This is a genomic window from Amphritea balenae, assembly GCF_003858655.1.
GTDB classification, from domain to species: Bacteria; Pseudomonadota; Gammaproteobacteria; order Pseudomonadales; family Balneatricaceae; genus Amphritea; species Amphritea balenae.
Window position 1 is genome coordinate 344606 of the sequence record NZ_RQXV01000003.1, and the last position, 19534, is coordinate 364139.

Consider the following 19534-nt stretch of genomic DNA (forward strand, 5'->3'; position numbering starts at 1 on the left):
GAGTTTAGTAGAATTACCGTTTTCAAAAGAAAGCGGATTTAAAAACCAAAGTCTTTGCCATTCAGGCACTTTGCGAAGACGGGCTTGGTTGCATATTCATTAAAAAAGGACTTTAAAATGAGTACAATCACAGGCACAGATATGGCCGATATCCTCAATGGAGCAGTTGCAGACGATACTATAACTGCTTTAAAAGGCGATGATATCGTGATGGCGGGTTCTGGTGACGACTACATTGATGGCGGCGCCGGAAATGATGAGCTCTATGGCGAAGATGGTGCCGATGAGATTCATGGTGGCAACGGCGAAGATATCATCTTAGGTGGCGATGATAACTCTGCCGATATGCTATTCGGTGGTGGAGATAATGATCATATAGAAGGGGGGGCAGGTGACGATGTCATCGACGGACAAGCCGGTGATGACACTCTGCTAGGCGGCAGTGGTGACGACCTGGTTGCCGGATCTCTTGGAAACGATAATATTTACGGCGAAGGCGGCAACGACACACTTCAGGGCGGGGGCGGTGACGATATAATCAATGGCGGTATCGGCTTTGACACCATCACCGGCGGTGAAGGTAACGATGAGCTTAATGGTGGCGCCGGAGATGATACACTCAGCGGCAACAGTGGCGACGATACACTAAAAGGGGGCCATGGTGACGATATGCTCAACGGTGGCATCGGTGACGATACGCTAAAAGGCGGTTTCGGTAGCGATACACTGGAAGGCGGAGAAGGCGCAGATAAGCTTTCAGGTGGCGCAGGTGACGATATGCTACTTGCCGATGAAGATGATGTCTTCTATAAAGGCGGAGATGGCTTTGATAGTTTACAGGTAGAAGATAGTAATGGTGACAATCTCGTTGAAATAGATCTTAGCAGCAACCTTAATAAAGGCATTGAAGCGGTGCTTGGCGACTTCGAAGGGGACGTTTTCACCTCTGTTGAAATAAGCCTGACAAAACTCTCAAATGATGACAATAACACCAACGATAGCGGCCAGTTCGCAGATACATTCCTCGCCGTCGGTATTAATGAGTTGCTATTCAGTGATGGTGATTCATGGACCGCAGGAGCCGTAACAGACCTCGATAGCGCTCAAGAAAGTCAATATCTGGCAATGCTAGGACTCAATACTAGTGTCGACCTATTCTCATACTCGTATACCAACGGAAGTGGAGATACCGTAACAATAGTCACTGATATGCTTGAGGTTCTTCCAGACACCGATGGTCTGGCTCTAGATATAGTTTAAATTTTTATACATAAAACAGGGAGACAACTCCCTGTTTTATTAAATAAAAACATTTATCGCCAGGGGCCTAGGTGCAATCCATATCATATAATAGTTCTGTTGAAGCAATGTTTAAATGCATTAAAAATGGCATAAAACATATTCTAATATTAACACTTATTTGCAATCTAATATTGCTCATACTACCTATATACTCATTTCAGGTATTTGACCGAGTCCTTACTTCAAAAAGCGTAGAGACGTTACTATCACTTTCTTTAATTGCATGCCTATGCTTATTATTCTATGGGCTAATTGATTTATGCCGTCAGAAAATCTCAAACTATGTAGCAAGTGACATTGCCAATATTCTATCAGAAACAATGAGCCAGGAAAAACTTGCTGAAACAAAATCAACGAAAAGCAGCGATAAACTGGAATCACTATTTAACAAGGTATATAAAGGCATACACCCTTATACTCTTCAAATTTCAGAGCTAATTTGGAGTCCACTATTCGTTATATTTCTTTGGCTGCTGCACCCTACATATGCATTAATAACACTTACATTTATATTCACTTTTGCAATATTAACCGCAATAAGCAATACAAAAAATGAATCAAACACCGAAATCAATCAAAACATCACGATCAAAGGTTTAGAAGACACAATCATAGCCACTGGTACAACTGACACTATTACAAAAGAAATAGAAAAAATAGATTCAGAAAATCAAGAAAAAAACGCTCATTCTTTAGATTCGATAATTATAATCAAAACCATATCCAAAACAACAAGACTTATAGGACAAATATTAATAATTGCTAGCGGCGCATACCTATACATAGGTAATCAAATATCAATTGGTGGAATGATCGCAGGAACTCTTATTTTTGGCAGAGCCTTGCAGCCTTATGAAAGTATGGTATTGAATGGAAAATCCTGGATTATTTTTTATAAATCAATAAAAGAGCTACGAGAAAGACTAAAGCATACATACCGGGACTCGCCCAGAACAAACTTAACAAAGATGCAAGGCAATATAAATATTGAAAACGCTCTAATATTTCACAAAAATACGAAGAATATTTTTTTCCAAAACTTAAATTTAAGCATTAAATCTGGTGAAATAATTTCAATTATAGGCGGTGCAGGATCAGGTAAATCTACATTACTCAGATGCCTCTTAGGCTTGCAAACCCCTGAAATTGGTAACATTACAATTGATAATGCAGCGCTAACGCAATGGGGTGACGACCTATTCTTAAATGTTGGCTACTATTCATCTAATCAACAACTTTTACCAGGAACCCTTAAACAGAACATATCAAGATACAGCGTCTCAGATGACATTGTAGTTAATACCTGCAAAAGAATTGGTATTCATCGTTCAATAATAAATCTTCCTATGGGCTACGATACAGCCTCAGATGACATCATGTCACAATTGAGTGACGCAGAAAAACAAAGATTACTAGTTGCAAGAGCTATAATAATGGACCCAGCAGTCCTAATCCTTGATAATGCAGATAGCTACCAAGGCGCCGATGGCGAACCTTATATAAAAAAATTGATCGTCGACAGAAAAACTGCCGGAAAAACAACAGTTATCGCCTCAAACAAACCTAGCATAATAAGCCTTAGCGATAGAATAATAATTCTAAACAATGGAAAAATTGAGAAAACATTATCTCCAAATGATCTGGCATTAATAGGCAGGAATAAACTAGAGATATCAAATGTCTAGAACAAACCACATATTAAAAAGTAAATCTTGGGCAAAAAAATCAACCATAACAACTCTATTATCAGCATCAGTACTAATACCTCTTCTATTTATATTAAAGATTCAAAGCGCTGCAATCGCACCAGGAATTCTAAAGATTGAAAGCAATAGAAAAGTTATCGCACACTACCAGAACAGTCTCGTAGAAGAGATATTTATATCTGAAGGTGAAACGGTATATAAGGGGCAACTTCTAATCCAGGCCGACAACACAATTGAGCAGTCAAAATATGAGCAAATAAGAAATGAATTTCTTTCAAATTATGCCCTATACTCAAGATTACTATCTGAGTTAGATAGACACATAAAAGTTAAAATACCAGAAAATTTTGACTCAATAACACTACTGGAAAAACATATAGAACAGCAAAATAGAATTTTTATAAAAAGAAAAGAGAAAATTAACGGAGTAAAAACAATAATAAACGAAAGAATCAGAAAGGCTAATGAAGAAATAGTTTCATTAGAATTAAAAGAACATACGGACAACAAAATTTTACGAACAATAAAACAACAAATATCAATGCAATCGCCCTTAGTAAAAAAAGGACTAGCATCAAGAGAAAAAATTCTTGATTATATGATAGACCGCTCAAAAATTGAATCAAGCATAGGTAACACAAAATCAAAGGTAAGATCTGCTCACATTGAAATAAAACAATTAGAACAAGAGCTGAAGAACACAGACATAGATTTTTTTAGTGTAATAAGTGAAGAAATAACACAGACCGAAAACAGGTTGTTTCAGCTAAAAGAAAGACTTTTTCAGGCTAAGGTTGACTTAGAGAGAACAAAAATATTTAGTCCCGTTGATGGTAATGTTGTCGGACTCTCTATCTTCACAAAGGGAGGAGTTATAAGCGCACACTCCACCCTCATGGAAATAGTACCCGCAGACAGAAAATATATTGTAGAGGCTCTACTTGATCCTAAAGATATAGATATCATAAATTTGGGCGATGATGTTAGCATCAGACTGAGCGCTTATAACTTCAGATCTATTCGCCCTCTTACAGGAAACATTGCAGTAGTCTCAGCTGATCGTGTATCAGAACCTAATACAGGGGTCTCAGCATACTCACTAAGGGTTTCTTTAAATGAGCCTACACAAAATATAAAGCTACACCCGGGCATGCAAGCAGAAGTCATGATACTTAAAGAAAATAGAACCATTATTAATTACTTAACGACACCAATATTAAAAGTATTTAGCAAATCATTTAAAGAAAGTGATTTGTAACTGCGGGTACTGAAACTAATTTCAATCTATTTATTTTAAAATTAACAATACAGCCAAAAAACCTATTAGTGACTAGAGATAGATTTAAAAACAAACCTATGTTCGAATGGCAATTAGCCTTTAACTAAAACCCATTACAACCTAACAATACCTTTTAGCATGTCTACAAGCTGCTTTTTTGGAAAAATAAAAAAATTTAAATAGTTTCCATATATCGACTCATCAAGATACAGGTTTACTATTCATACCACTAAGAGCATTCATACGATATTCAGCAATACAAACAGCATATCAAACTTGCTGCCGTTTCAGGCTCAACAACTATTGCGAATCGATATCATACTTTTTAAATACTACCCACTAAAATTTGAAATAACTTTTCAAGTCTATATTTAAAAATATAGAATAAACAACATACCAGCTAACCTTCAACCTTTAATTTAGCATGTATTTCTATCTTATATAGTTTTTAAAAACTTCAAAGTTTCAGTATCTGTTGCAATTTTATAGTCTTTCTTCCACCAGTCTGATATGACCGTTTGATACATATGCCTAAAATCTGTGGTGTATAACATATCATTGTTTACAAGGTATTTAATATCAGGGTCAGCCCCATAATGCCCGCCAACAACCCTTCCCCCCATCACGAGGTGAGTTGCCGCAGTACCGTGATCAGTACCACCCGAGCCATTTTGAAAAGCCCTACGACCGAATTCTGAATATGTCATTATCAACGTATTTTCCCAATGGCCGGAAATTTTCAATTGATTTTTTAGTGAATTCAAGCCCGAAGCTAACTGTTTTAGCAACTGACTATGCTTAGCCGTCTGCTTACTATGAGTATCGAATCCACTCAGAGCTAGTTTATAAACTGGTATACCACTGTTTAACTGAACCAAAGTGCAAATATCCGACAAATTCATTCCAAATGTTGTTCTTGGAAACAAACTACCCAATAGTTTTTTATCTCTAGAAAAACTTTTTAATAGTTTCTTTCCTTCATGAATATAATTTTGTGAACTGATAACACTATTCAATGCATCATTGCTAGTTGTCACATTAGTAGACATAACTGACTTTGAGCTTTTTACAAACTTAGCCATATTCTTAAACTGGATAAAGCGATTCATCCCTCCCGTAACACACCCGGGATTTCGACCAAATACAATACTATCTAGTCCACTTCTTCCCATCCCATCGATGACATTAGAAAGCCAGCCTTTCATACTACCGTTATCTACTTTATTAGCAGTATCCCAGATATCAATAGACCGAAAATGCGACTTATTAGGCTTTTCATAACCCAGGCCATGTATTAACGCAAAGTCTCCATCCAGCCAACTTTGCTTAAGAGGTTCTAGTGAGGGGTGTAATGCAAAATCAGTATCAAGATCAATCATTTTGTCACGACCAACTCCTAGCTTGGGCCTTAACCTATAATAGCTTTCAAGCTGATTCAAAGGTATGTAGCTATTTAGAGTGTCATTTCCACCATTCAACTCAATAAGTATTAGAACAGGCAATTCTTTATGGTCTATCGAATATACTCTGGCATTAAATAGAAATGGAGATAAAGCTACCATTCTCAGCAACTGTCGTCGATTCAATGTAAACTCCTTATTTACTTTAATTGCCAGACAGGATCTGAAAGTAATTGTTCAATTTTACCTAAACAGGTTGTAGAACCCATAGTTTGAAGAGGCGGCATCGCAGTATAATAATTTAATTCTATTGATTCACATAATCTATGTGACAAATTACTATTATTCATGTTTACACCTCGTAAAACTCTTCCTAGGAAATTTAACCTTACAAGTAATCGACCAGAACTAACCCACTCACTTCCGAAAGGCCACCCTTTAACGTTCGGGGGATCAAACAAATCCATTCCCATCTGAGCCGAATAACGCGTAATATCTTCTGGTTTAACCATTCGATTACCTACTACACGAACAGTCCCAGTTATCAGCTCTAAAGGAGATTTTATCATTTGCCCTTTATCTAAATTAAACTGATCTGATTCAATGATTGTGACAACTAACTTTTCAATATCCCAATTTTTATAGAAATCATCACTGAGTTCATCAACCATTTCATTATCTACTACACTTATAAAATGACTCCAAATTTTTTCCGTAATATACCGTGCAGCTTCAGGCTTCTCTAAAATCAGTCCCAGCACAGCCTCTGGATTATAATTGCCTGATTTATCAAATATAATCTTATTTCCTTTGTCGTGCATATCTTCTACAAATACTGTTTCAAAAGTTTCTTTATCAACTGTAAGACCAGTAAGAGATCTAGCAACCCCCTTCACATCATCTTCAGTATAATTCCCTACACCTAATGTGAAAAGTTCCAATAATTCTCTAGCAAAATTCTCATTTGGTTTTTCTTTAACATTTGAATTATTATCCAAATAAATGAGCATTGCAGAATCAAACAATATAGCTTTTAATAATTCATCAAAAGATCCGAGTGATAATTTTTCAATTGAAATATGTTGTTTATAAATAAGCTGAGGCTCTTTTACTTTCTTAAGAGACGATGTGAAATGATTATGCCAAAACAGAACCATCGTATTTCGCAAGCCGTCCTTACTATAAAGAAGATATTCTGCATACCAATTTTTCATTTGTTTCTGACACTTTTTACGTAACTTAACAAAACTTTCTCGTTCTGTTTTTGACCATTTTTTTCGATGTGACATTGGTATTATTTTTGATTTCAGACAACCTGGAGCCATAGGTACTGTTTCGTTTACTTGTTTATTATCATAATAGACAACACCTTTTTTACAAATTCCAGAAAAACCTAGCATGTTTGTTCGCAGTGATAAATGCAGGCATTTATCCGCTGCGATCACTTTTGAATTAAGTAGTACAAAAGAAACAACAGTGGCAAATATGATTTTGATCACTAAGGCCTGCATATAAACATCAACCTCACTTATAAAACCTATAAAATAAATTTTACGTAATTAACAATTAGTTTTTTTCCATATAGCCATTGTGTTAAAACCAAGTCGTTTATTAACCAACCACATGGCCATAATATTTTGTGTAGAAATAGCGATAGCGGTTGCTATTGCAGCACCAGTAACACCATATATTGGAGTTAAAACCAGGCCTAGTACTATGGCTACGGGACCAGAGATAAGTGCAGTATTTCTTAGCTCTTTTTCATGCCCTGACATTGTAAGCAAATAAGCTACAGAGCCAGTCATCACATTAACAAACTGGCTAACTGCAAGAATCTGTAGCAGGCTGGCTCCTCCGCTAAATCCTTCACCAAATAGACCCATGATGTAATCTGGAATAACAACCATAATCGTTACAACAGGTATCGACAAAAATATCATTATTCGTGTAGATGTGATGGCCATATCTTCCAATTCAGCCATCTTTGCTTGCTTAAACATGGCAGCGTATCTTGGCGCAACAACCATATTTACTGCCATTAAAACAAAACTGACAAGCAAAGCAGTTCTTTGCGCTACTGCTAATTGCGCAACTTCTTCTGTTGAGACAAAACTACCCGCGATAAACTGTCCGGACCATTGGACAGTTTGTTGCATGATAACCACTATCCATAATGGCATGCAGCTTTTAAATAATGCTTGCCAGCTAACAACTTGTGAACCCCTTTCCAAATTACTAAAAAATAGATAACAACCAAAAATAACGGTTAGTACTGTTGTAATACTATATGCTAATGCCGCACTTTCAGGGCTTGATACAGAATAAATGTATAGTCCAATGGCCAACACTAAATTCACGACAATAGTCTGAATTAAAATAGAAGCAGGTATGCGCCTGGTGCCTTGCAGTGCCATGGAAATAAGTGTTAATACACTCAATCCAACAATACCTGGCGAAATCAGCTTAAGAACGGCACCAAGTTCTGATTTTTGAAACAGACTTTCAGCCAATAAATCCGCACTATAATACAAAACTATAGCCAGGCTGAAACTTACTAATGAACTAATTAAAATGGCTTTGTAAACTGTCGTTCTAATGATCCCCCAGTTCCTTTCAGGCAGTGCCGCACCACAAAATCGAACGATAGTATTATCGAGTCCTAACCGGGAAAAAGCCGACACAAAAGATACAATGCTGAAAGCAAGAAAGTACAAACCGGCACCCTCAGCTCCTAGCTGACGTCCTATGACCAGGCTTGTGATAAGTGCTGCAATAGCAGCCAGAGCACGGCAAAAGAAACTAATAATTGTTTGAATCAGTAACTCTCGCCGCCCACTGAGCTTCATCATAATTGTTAGAGACAATCTTGCATTTCCTTATGCACGACCATATTCATCCTCTATTCGAATAATATCATCTTCACCAAGGTACGATCCTGATTGAACTTCAATCAACTCAAGCGGTATTTTGCCAGGGTTTTCCAGAGAGTGGATATCCCCAATCGGGATATAGATGGACTCATTTTCAGAAATAAGCATTGATTCTTCGCCACGACGAACTTTCGCGGTACCCAACACAACAACCCAGTGTTCAGCTCGGTGATGGTGCTTTTGCAGTGATAATTTAGCACCTGGGTTGACCGTTATACGCTTAACTTGATAGCGACCACCACTATCAATTGAGTCATACTTACCCCAGGGCCGGTAGACCTCGCGATGTTGAAAATGCTCTGATCTGGCCGCATTCTTAATACCAGACACTATTTTTTTAATATCTTGTACCCGGTCTTTACGAGCCACCAACAGTGCATCTTTGGTATCCACTATTACCAGGTCATCCACCCCAAGTGTGGTTACCAGGCGGTCACAACCATAAACAAAACTGTTCATTGTATCTTCAATAATAACATCACCTTCGAGAACGTTATTATTGGCGTCTTTCTCTTTTATTTCCCACAGTGCAGACCAGCTGCCCACATCACTCCAGCCGACATCCAACGGAATCACAACTACACTGCCAGAGCTACCACGAGAGTCAGCCCCCCCTGCTAAAAGGGAGCCCTCAGCACACAGCGGCTCCATCACTGCATAATCGATAGACTCATCAGGACAAGTTTCAAAAGCCTCAGCATTAACCCTGATAAAGTCCATATCTTTAGCCGTATCAGCCATCGCCTTTTCGCAAGCCTCGATAATATCGGGCCGATACTTTTGTAACTCTTCCAGATAACGATCAGCACGGAACATAAACATTCCACTGTTCCAGTAGTATCCCCCCTCTGCCAAATATGACTCAGCGGTAACCCTATCCGGTTTCTCTACAAACGCAGCTACGTTGTAATACTCTTGCTCTTCGCCTTTTTGGAAATCCGCCCCTTCGGCCTTGATATATCCATAACCTGTTTCAGGATGTTGAGGAACAATCCCAAAAGTAACCATCTTACCCTGAGCAGCCAGCGGCAGCGCCTTATCAATCGCTCGACGAAACGCTTCTTCATCTTTAATCACATGATCCGCCGCCAACACCAACAGAATCTCACTCTCAAGCTCGTTGGCATCGGACTTCTGCTTTTCACCTCCAGACGCCAATTTATTGGCATCGGCGTGCAACGCAGCCAAAGCCACAGCAGGAGCAGTATTCCGCCCTACAGGCTCAAGAAAAACAGAACATTGCACACCTAACTGCCGCATTTGTTCTGCAGCCAAAAAACGATGATCCTCATTACAGATCAAGCTAACCGAATCGACGTCTCCCAAGCGCTTAACCGTATCCTGTAGCATTGTGGTTTCACCATTAAGTGGTAAAAACTGCTTAGGGTATTGAGTACGGGACAGTGGCCAAAGTCGAGTCCCCGAACCACCACATAGAATTACTGGTGAAATCATTTTAGGCACCCACCCTGGTTTTCGAGTAAACATACTCTTTAATTTGTTTACGAAAGCGACTAGTACAAAATTTTTCCGCATGGGTACGAATAACGTTAGCATCAAACTGTTCAGAACAGTTTTCAAATCTCAATACCGCGTCACATAGTGAAGGCACTGATTGCTGATCAAAAAACACACCTGTAACACCATCGTCTACAGTCTCCAACGCGCCACCTTTGCCAAAAGCTATAACAGGTGTACCGCAGGCTTGTGCCTCAACAGGAACTATCCCGAAATCCTCTTCCGCAGCAAAAACAAATGCTTTTGCATTAGCCATTAATTCTCGCATCTTCTCAAACTCTTGATAGCCGAAAAGTTCAACATTCGATGTTGCTAACTCACTAATTTTTTCCATTTCTGGGCCATCACCAACGACTATGAGCTTTTTATCTTTCATTTCACTAAACGCTTCAACAATAAGATCAATTCGTTTATAGGGTACAAGCCTTGAACATGTAAAATAATAGTCACTTTTTTTATTGACTACGTTAAAATCATCAACATTGACATTCGGGTAGATAACCTCAGCATCACGTTTATAAACTTTCTTAATACGTCTGCTAATGTACGTTGAGTTAGCTATGAAAAAATCAACATTGAAAGAACTGGTGACGTCCCACATCCGCATCTTGTGTAATAAATGTCTATAAATAAAGGATAGAAAACCTTTTTCTTTGTGTGCTGATCTAAGATATTCTTCCTGTAAATCCCAGGCATACCTCATAGGTGAATGGCAATAGCAAATGTGTACCTGATCAGCACCTGTTATAACACCTTTAGCCACGGATGAACTGCTTGATAGAATTAAATCATATTCAGATAAGTCAAAAGAAGCCATTGCCATTGGCATAAGAGTAAAATATTTCTTGTATGATTTAGACAGTGGTAATTTTTGAATGAACGTTGTATTTATTTTTTTCCCATTAACGATTTCATCTCGTTGTTTATCAGTCAAATAATCTACAGTGGAAAAAACATCGGCGTCAGGAAAAATTGAAAGCAATTCACTTACAACTTTTTCGGCACCACCACTATCGACAAACCAATCATGAACGATTGCAACTTTTTGACCTAAATTTACTGACATATTTTAACTACCTGATCAACGTGTCGGTTTATATTTTCAGGCATACTCCAATACAATCTGTATCCACGTTCACTGCAACTCTTCACATTGTCATTACTTTCAAATAATTTGATCGTCTCAGACAACGAGTCCAGTTCATATGGGTCATATAGCATCCCTGCTTTGTATTTCCCTAAAGCTTCCATACCACAATTAACATTAGCGCATATAACCGGTACTCCCATAGCAATTGCTTCAGTTACAACAAGGCCTTGAGTCTCATACCATAGACTCGGAAAAAAAAGATACCGAGCCTTAGCCATGATCTTTTCTACATCATGCCGTCCAAGCCAACCACAACATTCCAGATTTAGATTTTGTAATTTTTTATTACCAAAATCTGATTCTTCAGCCCCGATGACAACTATTTTTCTTCTGAAGTCTATCTTTGACAGCAATTCAAGTAACTCTGCAACGCCTTTTTCAGGTGAAGGTCTACCCACAACGACAACATAATCATTTTTTTCAGAATGAATCCTGTCTTTTTTTATCAAATCAATTGGATTATTAATAACAGAAATGGATTCAAAGTATGAAAACTCATTAATCACATTCAAACTAGCGTTTGTCACCGCTATTTCTGAACATTTCCCACGAGCTAATCTAAAAGCAAAAAACCTGAGAATACGCCAAACTTTTATAAGATAACTTCGAGAATCGCAATTGCGCACAAGACACCTAAATGAAACCGCACTTTCCTTACATGACTTTTTTATTTTATAGTCAAAAAAACCACCATTCGGACAATGCATAAAATAGTCATGATTCCAATAAAAGGTTCTATCCGTATAAGATCTTAACGATAGGAATATTGATGGTGATAACGATTTACTCCAGCCATGAACAAGTACTTTAGTATCATCAGTTATACATGCTTTTAAAATCTTACGTAACTTAAGCGCCACAGACAGGTCAAATATTCCATTAAGAGCACCATCGACGCTATTACTCCTCGTTAAATAGTCTCCTTTGCCGATGACTAGATGGTCAACATTATTATTACTTAACTCAGGAGCTAATTTTTTAGAACCTGTTACAAGTAAAATCTTCTTATTTCTTCCTATAGATAGTTCTAAAATTTGAGAAACTACAACTTTGGCAAGACCACCATTAATATAGCCATGATCTGTAATAACAATATAATCATAATCATTTAGCATATAAATCATACAACCTGTAGACTTCTTTATACAAAGCTTCGCAGTTTTTAGGAACATCAACCATTTTATAAGATGCCTTTAATGCATCTTTTCCACGCTGATGATTATGAATTCCAGAAAATACACCTCTAGATTTTGATTCATACATCTGATCAAGATTACACTTAAGGCTCGCATATGAATCTAAATTCAAATGATTAAAAACTTTTTTTAAATCATCTTCTGTTGCACCAGCTAGCTTAGATGTATCCACAACCGTAAACAAATCTGATTTTAGATCTTCAAATGAATTATAAATAAGGTATTGAATATAGAGCGCATAAAATTCAGGCTGCATTGTATATTCTGATAAACTAAACCCTTCCAAATACTCACACCCATCATGTGGAAACACTTCAGGAAAGATCCAGTTATACCTTTTAAAACTATTCATTATTCCAATTGGAGGTCGAACTGTTATATATACATGATCAAAAAAAACTGTAGCGGATTTAAGAGACAACGATAAAAACGGGTCCTTTACAACACGATTAAGACCTTTAAAATTGTTTAAGCTTCTTTTTGTTCGTGCACCAAAAACTCTTTTGGCACATCTACGTAACAAGTCATCACCTGGAAATATACCATCTTTAACAATAACGTCATCATTGGCCAGGCGTATCAATAAACTAATCAATTCATTGTTTAAAGTTGAGTTGGGGACATCCTTAAACTGAAAATAACTATTTACTTGTTCAATCCCGGTATGATAATTAAACGGCTCATGCAAAACTGAATAATCTAAATATTTATCAAATATATACCCTAAAGGAGTCGTTCCACTTCTCGGACATCCTGTCACCAAAATCATTACTATCTCCACTTCACAACTAGGTTATGACGATAGTTTTCGCTTCGTCTTCCTGACAATTTAAGACCTATATAAATCCAATTTAACATATATGTAAAGAACATTGCTGACCATGTAAACCAATAAACAACCGATAAAACATAAAACCAAAATAAGAAAAATATTCCAATGTCATTTTTATTATATAAATAGTCACGATCTAATACCGCCCTACATATAACAATAAGATTAATCAATATCAAAACTAAAAGACCCACACCGCCTCTTTTTAAATATTCAGAATAGATACCTACATGTACATTATGATTTTCATATATAACTTTTTTTGAAAGATAAACATCATATCTAGCTGACGCCCCTAAACCAAAGATATAATTAAGTACAGAAGCTTCATTATGAAACTTATCTTTAACACTATTATTTTCGTATTCTCTATCATTTAGAGAAACGTTCCCCTCCATTTCCCCACCGCTGATCATAAATAAAACCGAATTTACTCTGCTCAACGTCTTTGAGCTGTCATCGTCAATAATTTCATTACCTGAGACATCAACGAAAGCCCATGTAAATATAACTAATATGACAAGGAATGGGCATACAAACTTTAAAACAATGCTCTTAAATCTGAAATAGAAATTTACTAATAAAAACAAAGAGAACCAAAGCATAAAGGTTCTATTTATGTCCTCTACAGCCATAATAAACATTGCCAGAAATGACACGAAAAAAAAGCAATACAGAAAACTTCTTTCAAAACAAATAACAGATATCATTATCAATACAGATAGTAAAATAGATGAAGATCCTGAATACGCTCCGGCAAGAGATAAAAAAACATTTACCAATACAATACAGAGCGACACCTTTAACAGCGCTCTTTTATCAAACACTAGCTCAACAGATCTTCCGTATAGGTATGAAGCCATAATTATTATGAGAATAAACACCTGCTTTACTAATATTATATCTACACCTTCAGATAGAATTGACACTATAAGTGATAAGGCAAACAGCCCTCCATAAAGCAGCAATAAAAAATCTACTGGCTTTAGCAAGAACCTTTTAAATTCCTGATTCACAACAACATATAATAACGAAAAAACTAAGCCTAAACTTAAAAACAAGCTTCGCTCAGAACTTAGAAAATACCACCACTCGCCTTTCACAATTTCAAAATAAAACCTTGAAAACTCCAACCCAAAAAACGGAAGGAATATCACGCATATAATAGGTGTATTTTTAAAGAACCTATTCATTAGAAATCTAACCTTTACCTTCCAACAACTCTTTAGTTTTCAAGTAATCGTCTTTCAATGTAATTAAAATATCCTTTCTAACAAGTTCAGTATTCAGCTTCTCATCATTTTCCTTATACACCACTCTCTTTATATGATTTTTAACATTTGAGCCTAGCACTGTTCTCAAGAAAACCTTTACCCCACTAGTCTGAAGAAAAGTATTTAAAAATTTAAAACGTGGCACTTGTGCTGCATTCTTCTTTTCCAGAAATACTGCCTTATACTTCAACCCAACAAATGAGTAGATATCACTCATTACATCTTCTTTCTTATCACTAAACAGGTCCTCAAAAAAGACGACTAGAACATTATCATGGTTAAATAACTCCATATATCTTTTTACTTGTTCAAAATATAATGATCTTGATACATAGAGCGGACTATTACTAAAGTTGACGTTAGCTATATCATCATATTCTTTCTCAATCTCTTCATAAAACCCTTGAACTCTGAATCCTATCCTTCTATCCATAAGCCAATGTGAATACGCCCGTTTAATTGGATCTCTCAGAATAATTATTATTTTTGCATCTGGATCATCCTTATAAATCTCACTAGCCGCTTCTAATGAGTATAAGTAATTAGTAGACGCATCTAACCTTATATCCCCTTGACTAAATAATTGCTCATAAATAAATTCATCTTTAACAATAGCCGCATGACTATGCACTTCTTCATAATCAGCCACTGACTCTAAAACCTTTAAATTATTATATTTTGAGGTCATAAATTGAGCATGAAGATCTTTACAATAATAATTTGGTTCTTTTATCAAGGATTTTGATATAGATGCATTTGAAGACAGAACACTTTCAACCGTTGTAGTACCAGCCTTTGCAGCGCCTACCAAAAACACTTTTTCAATATTATTCACTCAGTATATATCCTTAGAAAATAAAGAAATTGGTGTTTTAATAAGAATTTTAATATCTAGAGTTAATGACCAGTTATTGATATATGCGAGATCAAACTCAACCCTTTTTTCCATTTTATCCAGCGTTTCTGTTTCACCCCGGCAACCACTGATCTGCGCCAATCCTGTAATTCCAGGCTTAATCCTGTGTCTTAATAAGTAGGCATTCACCTTACCTGAGTAATAATTGTTATGGGCTACAGCATGGGGTCGTGGACCAACCAGAGACATAGTCCCCTGAAGTACATTAAAGAACTGTGGCAATTCATCGATTGAGGTCCGCCGTATAAAAGCCCCAACCTTTGTTACTCTACTATCGCCTTTGGTTGCCTGCTTTACCTCTGCCCCCTCATGCATTTTCATACTACGAAACTTCCACACTTTAATAATCTTTCCATCCCAACCGTGACGATCTTGCTTAAAGAAAATGGGACCGGGGGATGATTTTTTAATCAATATGGCCACAACCAGCATTAAAGGGCTTAACGCAATTATTGCGAGAAACGCGAGTGCTTTATCCATAAGGTTTTTCAATACTATTGAAGATGGGCTGGATGTCAGCGGGCTTTCGTTCAATGAGATTAGCGGCATGCCTGCAACCTCTCGAATTGAATGATTAAGTAAGCTCAGGCCAAAGATATCTGGTACCCAGATCACATCGACATTCATATCCAGCAGATCAATATGCAGAGCTTCTATCTGTTCAGACTCTGAAACCGCTAATGCAATGTATACCCTGCGCACATTTCTTTCTTTTATTAACTGCCTCAGAGACTGCACACCACCTAACAACGGCAGTGACATTTCATTTTTCTCACTTTCGGCCACGGGATAATCGTCAGCTTGCACAAGCCCCACCACCCTGTCTGCTAACCATTGGTTAGAGTTAAGATTCTGTATCAGGTTATTTGCAAGCGCTCCCGTTCCAACGACCAGGGCTGGAATTTCATGTGAGAATAGCTCGATATAGCGTTTATATATGAGGCCGAGGAGGGTATGACTTAACAGCTGAAGTGCATAACCTACTACAGCCCATTCAAACAGAACCTCACGGGAAAAACTTTCGCTGCTTTTGGTTAAAAACCCTACCAGCCCCAGTACTAACAGAACCTGGAACCACGCGACCAGCAATCGAAACGAGCTTTTCATAAAGCCCACGGACTGGCGATAAACGCCTTCACGACGATAAATAATCCAGACACAAAGTACCGCAATCACCGCTAACAAGCGGTAATGGGAAGGAAGGTTACCTAGTTTTATAAAGGTAAAGGCAAACAGACAGCCACAAATAATTAGCGAATCCGCAAAACGCTGGATCCAGAAAATCAGTGACTCATGATTATTTAATAGCCTACGCTTACGACTAAGCGTATCAGGCAGTCTTACACTCGCATCCATTGAGTAATTCCGAACAGTCCATTGTTCTTGTGATGTAACGGTTTCTTTCTAAAACCCATCAATCATTTGTAAGATATTTACACAGAGAATCCTCTGTTTGCAGATGTCTTACAAAGCCATTAAAGCTTAACTCTGAGGCTGACATATATCAATGTTTACTTTTTATAGGTTGCGTTGCTAAACTCTTGTAAAGGATTTATTTATGTGCAGGAGCACAAGGAGCAAAGGATATGCACCTACTACGTTATGGGGCTATGGTAACAACTGGATTGTTATTATCGGTTAACCAGGCTCAGGCAACTATTCAAACGGACCTCAGTGCAGGATTACCCCTCACCAGCATCATTCAGAATGCAGTTAGTAGTCAGACATCACTAGAGACAATTCTTGATCAGATTTTGACAAACTGTGACTCAAAAGCCATTCCTGATCCTGCCCTTGATAATAAATTTATTGTCTGTACAGCAGGAAGCCTTGAGTCAATCATAAGCGCAGCTGTAGTCAATTATTCAGATGATACGGAATCATTGCAAATGATCGGACAGTCGGGTCTCGAGGAGGGTCTATCGTTAGAACAACTTATTCAGATTGCCATCAATAATGGAATTGACCCTGCAGCACTCTTACCTCCAGCAGCGGCGGGTGCTCCTCCTGCACCAGCTGGTCAGAACTTTACACCATCCCCCTTTGGTAACAATACTGGTGGCGGAGGAGGTGGAAACATAAGCCCCAGTTAACAACTGACCGCCTCGCTTGTCCGATTTAAATACCGAGGTCCAATGCCTGAAGATCAGGCATCCGATGCAGCTACGCTGCGTCCGAATGTTGCTACGCAACTTGTCCGAAATAACCGTTAAAGACATTCTCACCACAGAAAAGAGACTCATATATTGTTGTAATGCTTTTATCTTCCGCTCTTCCACTTTTTCGGACGCGGCGAAGCCGCATCGGACAAGCGCAGCGTTCGGACTAGTTGCGAAGCAACAATCGGACTTCGGTATTTAAGATCGAACTTCGATTTTTAGGGAATAACAATCTCGGCCTCAGGCACGACCTCTTCCAACAGCTCCCGGAGTTTTAGTTTCGCCCTTTCGCTGCCATGCACTATGCGGATCTCTTTTGGTTTGTGTCGCATCCGTTTAACGAAATTGACCAGGTCTTTCTGATCAGCATGCGCTGAATACCCGCTAATCGTATGCACCCCGGCCCGTATATCTATACGTTCGCCATCAAGATAAACATAGCCGCCCTTCTCTCCGTACTTTTGTATATCCCGCCCCGGCGTACCACTTGCCTGATAACCCACAAAAAGTACATCAGTTCGAACATCATCCAGCAACGCTTTCAGGTAATTCTGGATCCGGCCACCGCTACACATACCGCTTGCCGCTATCACAATTGCCGCCCGGCCACTGCTTTTCAGATAATTAACCAGTTTCATATGATCCCGGTGTGATTCAACAGTAATCAACTGATCAAAACTCAGAGGGTGTCTGCCAGCGTTTTTCTTTCTGCTAGCCTCTGCATCCCAGAGCCCTTGCAGTGCAATATAATGTTCAGTAAATTTTGCGGCCAACGGCGAATCAACAATAATGTCCACAGAATCCCAATCGCTCCCCTGACGCTTGTGGATAATACTTTCAAGCTCATAGAGTAGTTCCTGGGTACGACCAATACTGAACGCAGGAATCAGAACAGTCCCGGCATTTCTAAAACTGTGGTCAACAATCTTTTCAAGTGCTAACTTTCTGGTTCGGCGGTTCTCATGTAACCGGTCACCATAGGTACTCTCGATTATTAACCGATCTGCCCGCCAGGGTGACTTGGGCGAAGGTAGTAATGGCGTATAAGGTGCGCCCAGATCGCCAGAGAACAACGTAATCTCATTATTGTATTTAAGCTCAATATAGGCAGAGCCCAGAATATGACCAGCAGGCTTAAAACGAAATTGTAGCGAATCATCAAAATCAACGCGCCCCCATTCTTTATAGGGGATAGCAATGAGCTGTTGCTTTAACCGCTGTAATACTTTCTTAATCAGACGACTATTACGAGTAATGCCTATCTTGATCGCATCCTCAATAACCAACGGCAACAACTTAGCAGTGGCTTCAGATGCATAAATCGGCCCCTCAAAACCCGCAGCAAGTAGCCAGGGTAATCGTCCGACATGATCAATGTGACAGTGGGTTATATACAGCGCTTTGATATGATCGATCGGGAAATCGATAGGCGATTCACCATCTTCCAGTGCCACTGATTCAGCCCCCTGAAACATGCCACAATCGATAAGCACCCCGGCCCCAGAATCAAGTAACAGTTCATGACACGAGCCAGTAACACCCGTAACCGCACCATGATGAAGAATAGAAACCATAAGAACCTCCCTGCTCTTAAAAACCAAACGCTTCGCTTGTCCGATACGGCTCACCGCGTCCGATCATTTCATTTGTCCGAACGTAGCTACGCAACTTGTCCGCAATATACCGAAGTCCGATACTACTTCGTAGCGACCGATGTGACTTCGTCACGTCCGAACGTTGCTACGCAACTTGTCCGTGATTAATTAAGTTCAAAAGCATTTTCACCACTGAGAACACAGAGTACACGGAGTCAAAGAATTGAAAGATTAAGCTACGCTACATGGCCAGGATTGATTAAGTTCAAAATAATTT

The 19534-nt window shown here is 38.5% G+C and carries 15 protein-coding genes; 4 read left to right on the forward strand and 11 right to left on the reverse strand.

Going from position 1 to position 19534, the window contains the following annotated elements:
* Positions 1–117 precede the first annotated feature (117 nt).
* From EHS89_RS08185 to EHS89_RS08195, 3 genes are all read left to right on the forward strand, one after another.
* Complete coding sequence (locus tag EHS89_RS08185; protein ID WP_124925643.1) at positions 118–1260, forward strand: calcium-binding protein; 1143 nt, start codon at positions 118–120, stop codon at positions 1258–1260.
* Between the two features lie 71 nt (positions 1261–1331).
* Positions 1332–2987, forward strand: a complete 1656-nt coding sequence (locus EHS89_RS08190) for an ATP-binding cassette domain-containing protein (protein WP_124925644.1) — start codon at positions 1332–1334, stop codon at positions 2985–2987.
* Positions 2980–4266 carry an HlyD family type I secretion periplasmic adaptor subunit gene (locus EHS89_RS08195; RefSeq protein ID WP_124925645.1) on the forward strand — a complete coding sequence of 429 codons (1287 nt, stop codon included), beginning with the start codon at positions 2980–2982 and terminating at the stop codon, positions 4264–4266. Before EHS89_RS08190 ends, EHS89_RS08195 begins: the two co-directional genes overlap by 8 nt.
* Before the next feature lie 458 nt (positions 4267–4724).
* Here the strand turns inward: EHS89_RS08195 and EHS89_RS08200 are convergent, their stop codons facing one another.
* From EHS89_RS08200 to EHS89_RS08245, 10 genes are read right to left on the reverse strand one after another with little or no spacing between them, the layout of a single operon-like run.
* On the reverse strand, positions 4725–5873 hold the full coding sequence (locus tag EHS89_RS08200) for a DUF1501 domain-containing protein (protein WP_124925646.1): 1149 nt from the start codon (positions 5871–5873) through the stop codon (positions 4725–4727).
* A gap of 14 nt (positions 5874–5887) precedes the next feature.
* The gene (locus EHS89_RS08205) at positions 5888–7198 is read right to left on the reverse strand and encodes a DUF1800 domain-containing protein (protein ID WP_124925647.1); all 1311 of its coding nucleotides are present in this window, start codon (positions 7196–7198) and stop codon (positions 5888–5890) included.
* 48 nt (positions 7199–7246) lie between these two features.
* On the reverse strand, positions 7247–8551 hold the full coding sequence (locus EHS89_RS08210; protein WP_124925648.1) for an oligosaccharide flippase family protein: 1305 nt from the start codon (positions 8549–8551) through the stop codon (positions 7247–7249).
* Positions 8552–8563: 12 nt separating this feature from the next.
* Complete coding sequence (locus EHS89_RS08215) at positions 8564–10072, reverse strand: mannose-1-phosphate guanylyltransferase/mannose-6-phosphate isomerase (RefSeq protein ID WP_124925649.1); 1509 nt, start codon at positions 10070–10072, stop codon at positions 8564–8566.
* Position 10073: 1 nt separating this feature from the next.
* The gene (locus EHS89_RS08220) at positions 10074–11201 is read right to left on the reverse strand and encodes a glycosyltransferase family 4 protein (RefSeq protein WP_124925650.1); all 1128 of its coding nucleotides are present in this window, start codon (positions 11199–11201) and stop codon (positions 10074–10076) included.
* On the reverse strand, positions 11192–12400 hold the full coding sequence (locus tag EHS89_RS08225; protein WP_170167448.1) for a glycosyltransferase family 4 protein: 1209 nt from the start codon (positions 12398–12400) through the stop codon (positions 11192–11194). Before EHS89_RS08225 ends, EHS89_RS08220 begins: the two co-directional genes overlap by 10 nt.
* Positions 12390–13250 carry a hypothetical protein gene (locus tag EHS89_RS08230; RefSeq protein WP_124925652.1) on the reverse strand — a complete coding sequence of 287 codons (861 nt, stop codon included), beginning with the start codon at positions 13248–13250 and terminating at the stop codon, positions 12390–12392. Before EHS89_RS08230 ends, EHS89_RS08225 begins: the two co-directional genes overlap by 11 nt.
* A gap of 2 nt (positions 13251–13252) precedes the next feature.
* Positions 13253–14506 (reverse strand): hypothetical protein, encoded by a 1254-nt coding sequence (locus EHS89_RS08235; RefSeq protein WP_124925653.1) that lies wholly within the window; start codon positions 14504–14506, stop codon positions 13253–13255.
* 7 nt (positions 14507–14513) lie between these two features.
* Positions 14514–15422, reverse strand: a complete 909-nt coding sequence (locus tag EHS89_RS08240; RefSeq protein WP_124925654.1) for a sulfotransferase family protein — start codon at positions 15420–15422, stop codon at positions 14514–14516.
* Positions 15423–16859, reverse strand: coding sequence for an undecaprenyl-phosphate glucose phosphotransferase (locus tag EHS89_RS08245; RefSeq protein ID WP_124925655.1), 1437 nt, complete (start codon positions 16857–16859; stop codon positions 15423–15425).
* A 230-nt stretch (positions 16860–17089) separates the two neighbouring features.
* On the opposite strand from EHS89_RS08245, the gene EHS89_RS08250 reads away from it, so the two are divergent.
* Positions 17090–17596 (forward strand): hypothetical protein, encoded by a 507-nt coding sequence (locus EHS89_RS08250; RefSeq protein ID WP_124925656.1) that lies wholly within the window; start codon positions 17090–17092, stop codon positions 17594–17596.
* A gap of 284 nt (positions 17597–17880) precedes the next feature.
* On the opposite strand, the gene EHS89_RS08255 is transcribed toward EHS89_RS08250, so the two are convergent.
* The gene (locus tag EHS89_RS08255) at positions 17881–19236 is read right to left on the reverse strand and encodes an MBL fold metallo-hydrolase RNA specificity domain-containing protein (protein WP_124925657.1); all 1356 of its coding nucleotides are present in this window, start codon (positions 19234–19236) and stop codon (positions 17881–17883) included.
* Positions 19237–19534: the final 298 nt, after the last annotated feature.

Bases quoted from the DNA above. Each gene is read 5' to 3' on its own strand.
- EHS89_RS08185 (WP_124925643.1), top strand. From the start codon at position 118: ATGAGTACAATCACAGGCACAGATATGGCCGATATCCTCAATGGAGCA.
- EHS89_RS08195 (WP_124925645.1), top strand. From the start codon at position 2,980: ATGTCTAGAACAAACCACATATTAAAAAGTAAATCTTGGGCAAAAAAA.
- EHS89_RS08205 (WP_124925647.1), bottom strand. From the start codon at position 7,198: ATGCAGGCCTTAGTGATCAAAATCATATTTGCCACTGTTGTTTCTTTT.
- EHS89_RS08215 (WP_124925649.1), bottom strand. From the start codon at position 10,072: ATGATTTCACCAGTAATTCTATGTGGTGGTTCGGGGACTCGACTTTGG.
- EHS89_RS08220 (WP_124925650.1), bottom strand. From the start codon at position 11,201: ATGTCAGTAAATTTAGGTCAAAAAGTTGCAATCGTTCATGATTGGTTT.
- EHS89_RS08225 (WP_170167448.1), bottom strand. From the start codon at position 12,400: ATGCTAAATGATTATGATTATATTGTTATTACAGATCATGGCTATATT.
- EHS89_RS08230 (WP_124925652.1), bottom strand. From the start codon at position 13,250: ATGATTTTGGTGACAGGATGTCCGAGAAGTGGAACGACTCCTTTAGGG.
- EHS89_RS08235 (WP_124925653.1), bottom strand. From the start codon at position 14,506: ATGAATAGGTTCTTTAAAAATACACCTATTATATGCGTGATATTCCTT.
- EHS89_RS08245 (WP_124925655.1), bottom strand. From the start codon at position 16,859: ATGGATGCGAGTGTAAGACTGCCTGATACGCTTAGTCGTAAGCGTAGG.
- EHS89_RS08250 (WP_124925656.1), top strand. From the start codon at position 17,090: ATGCACCTACTACGTTATGGGGCTATGGTAACAACTGGATTGTTATTA.
- EHS89_RS08255 (WP_124925657.1), bottom strand. From the start codon at position 19,236: ATGGTTTCTATTCTTCATCATGGTGCGGTTACGGGTGTTACTGGCTCG.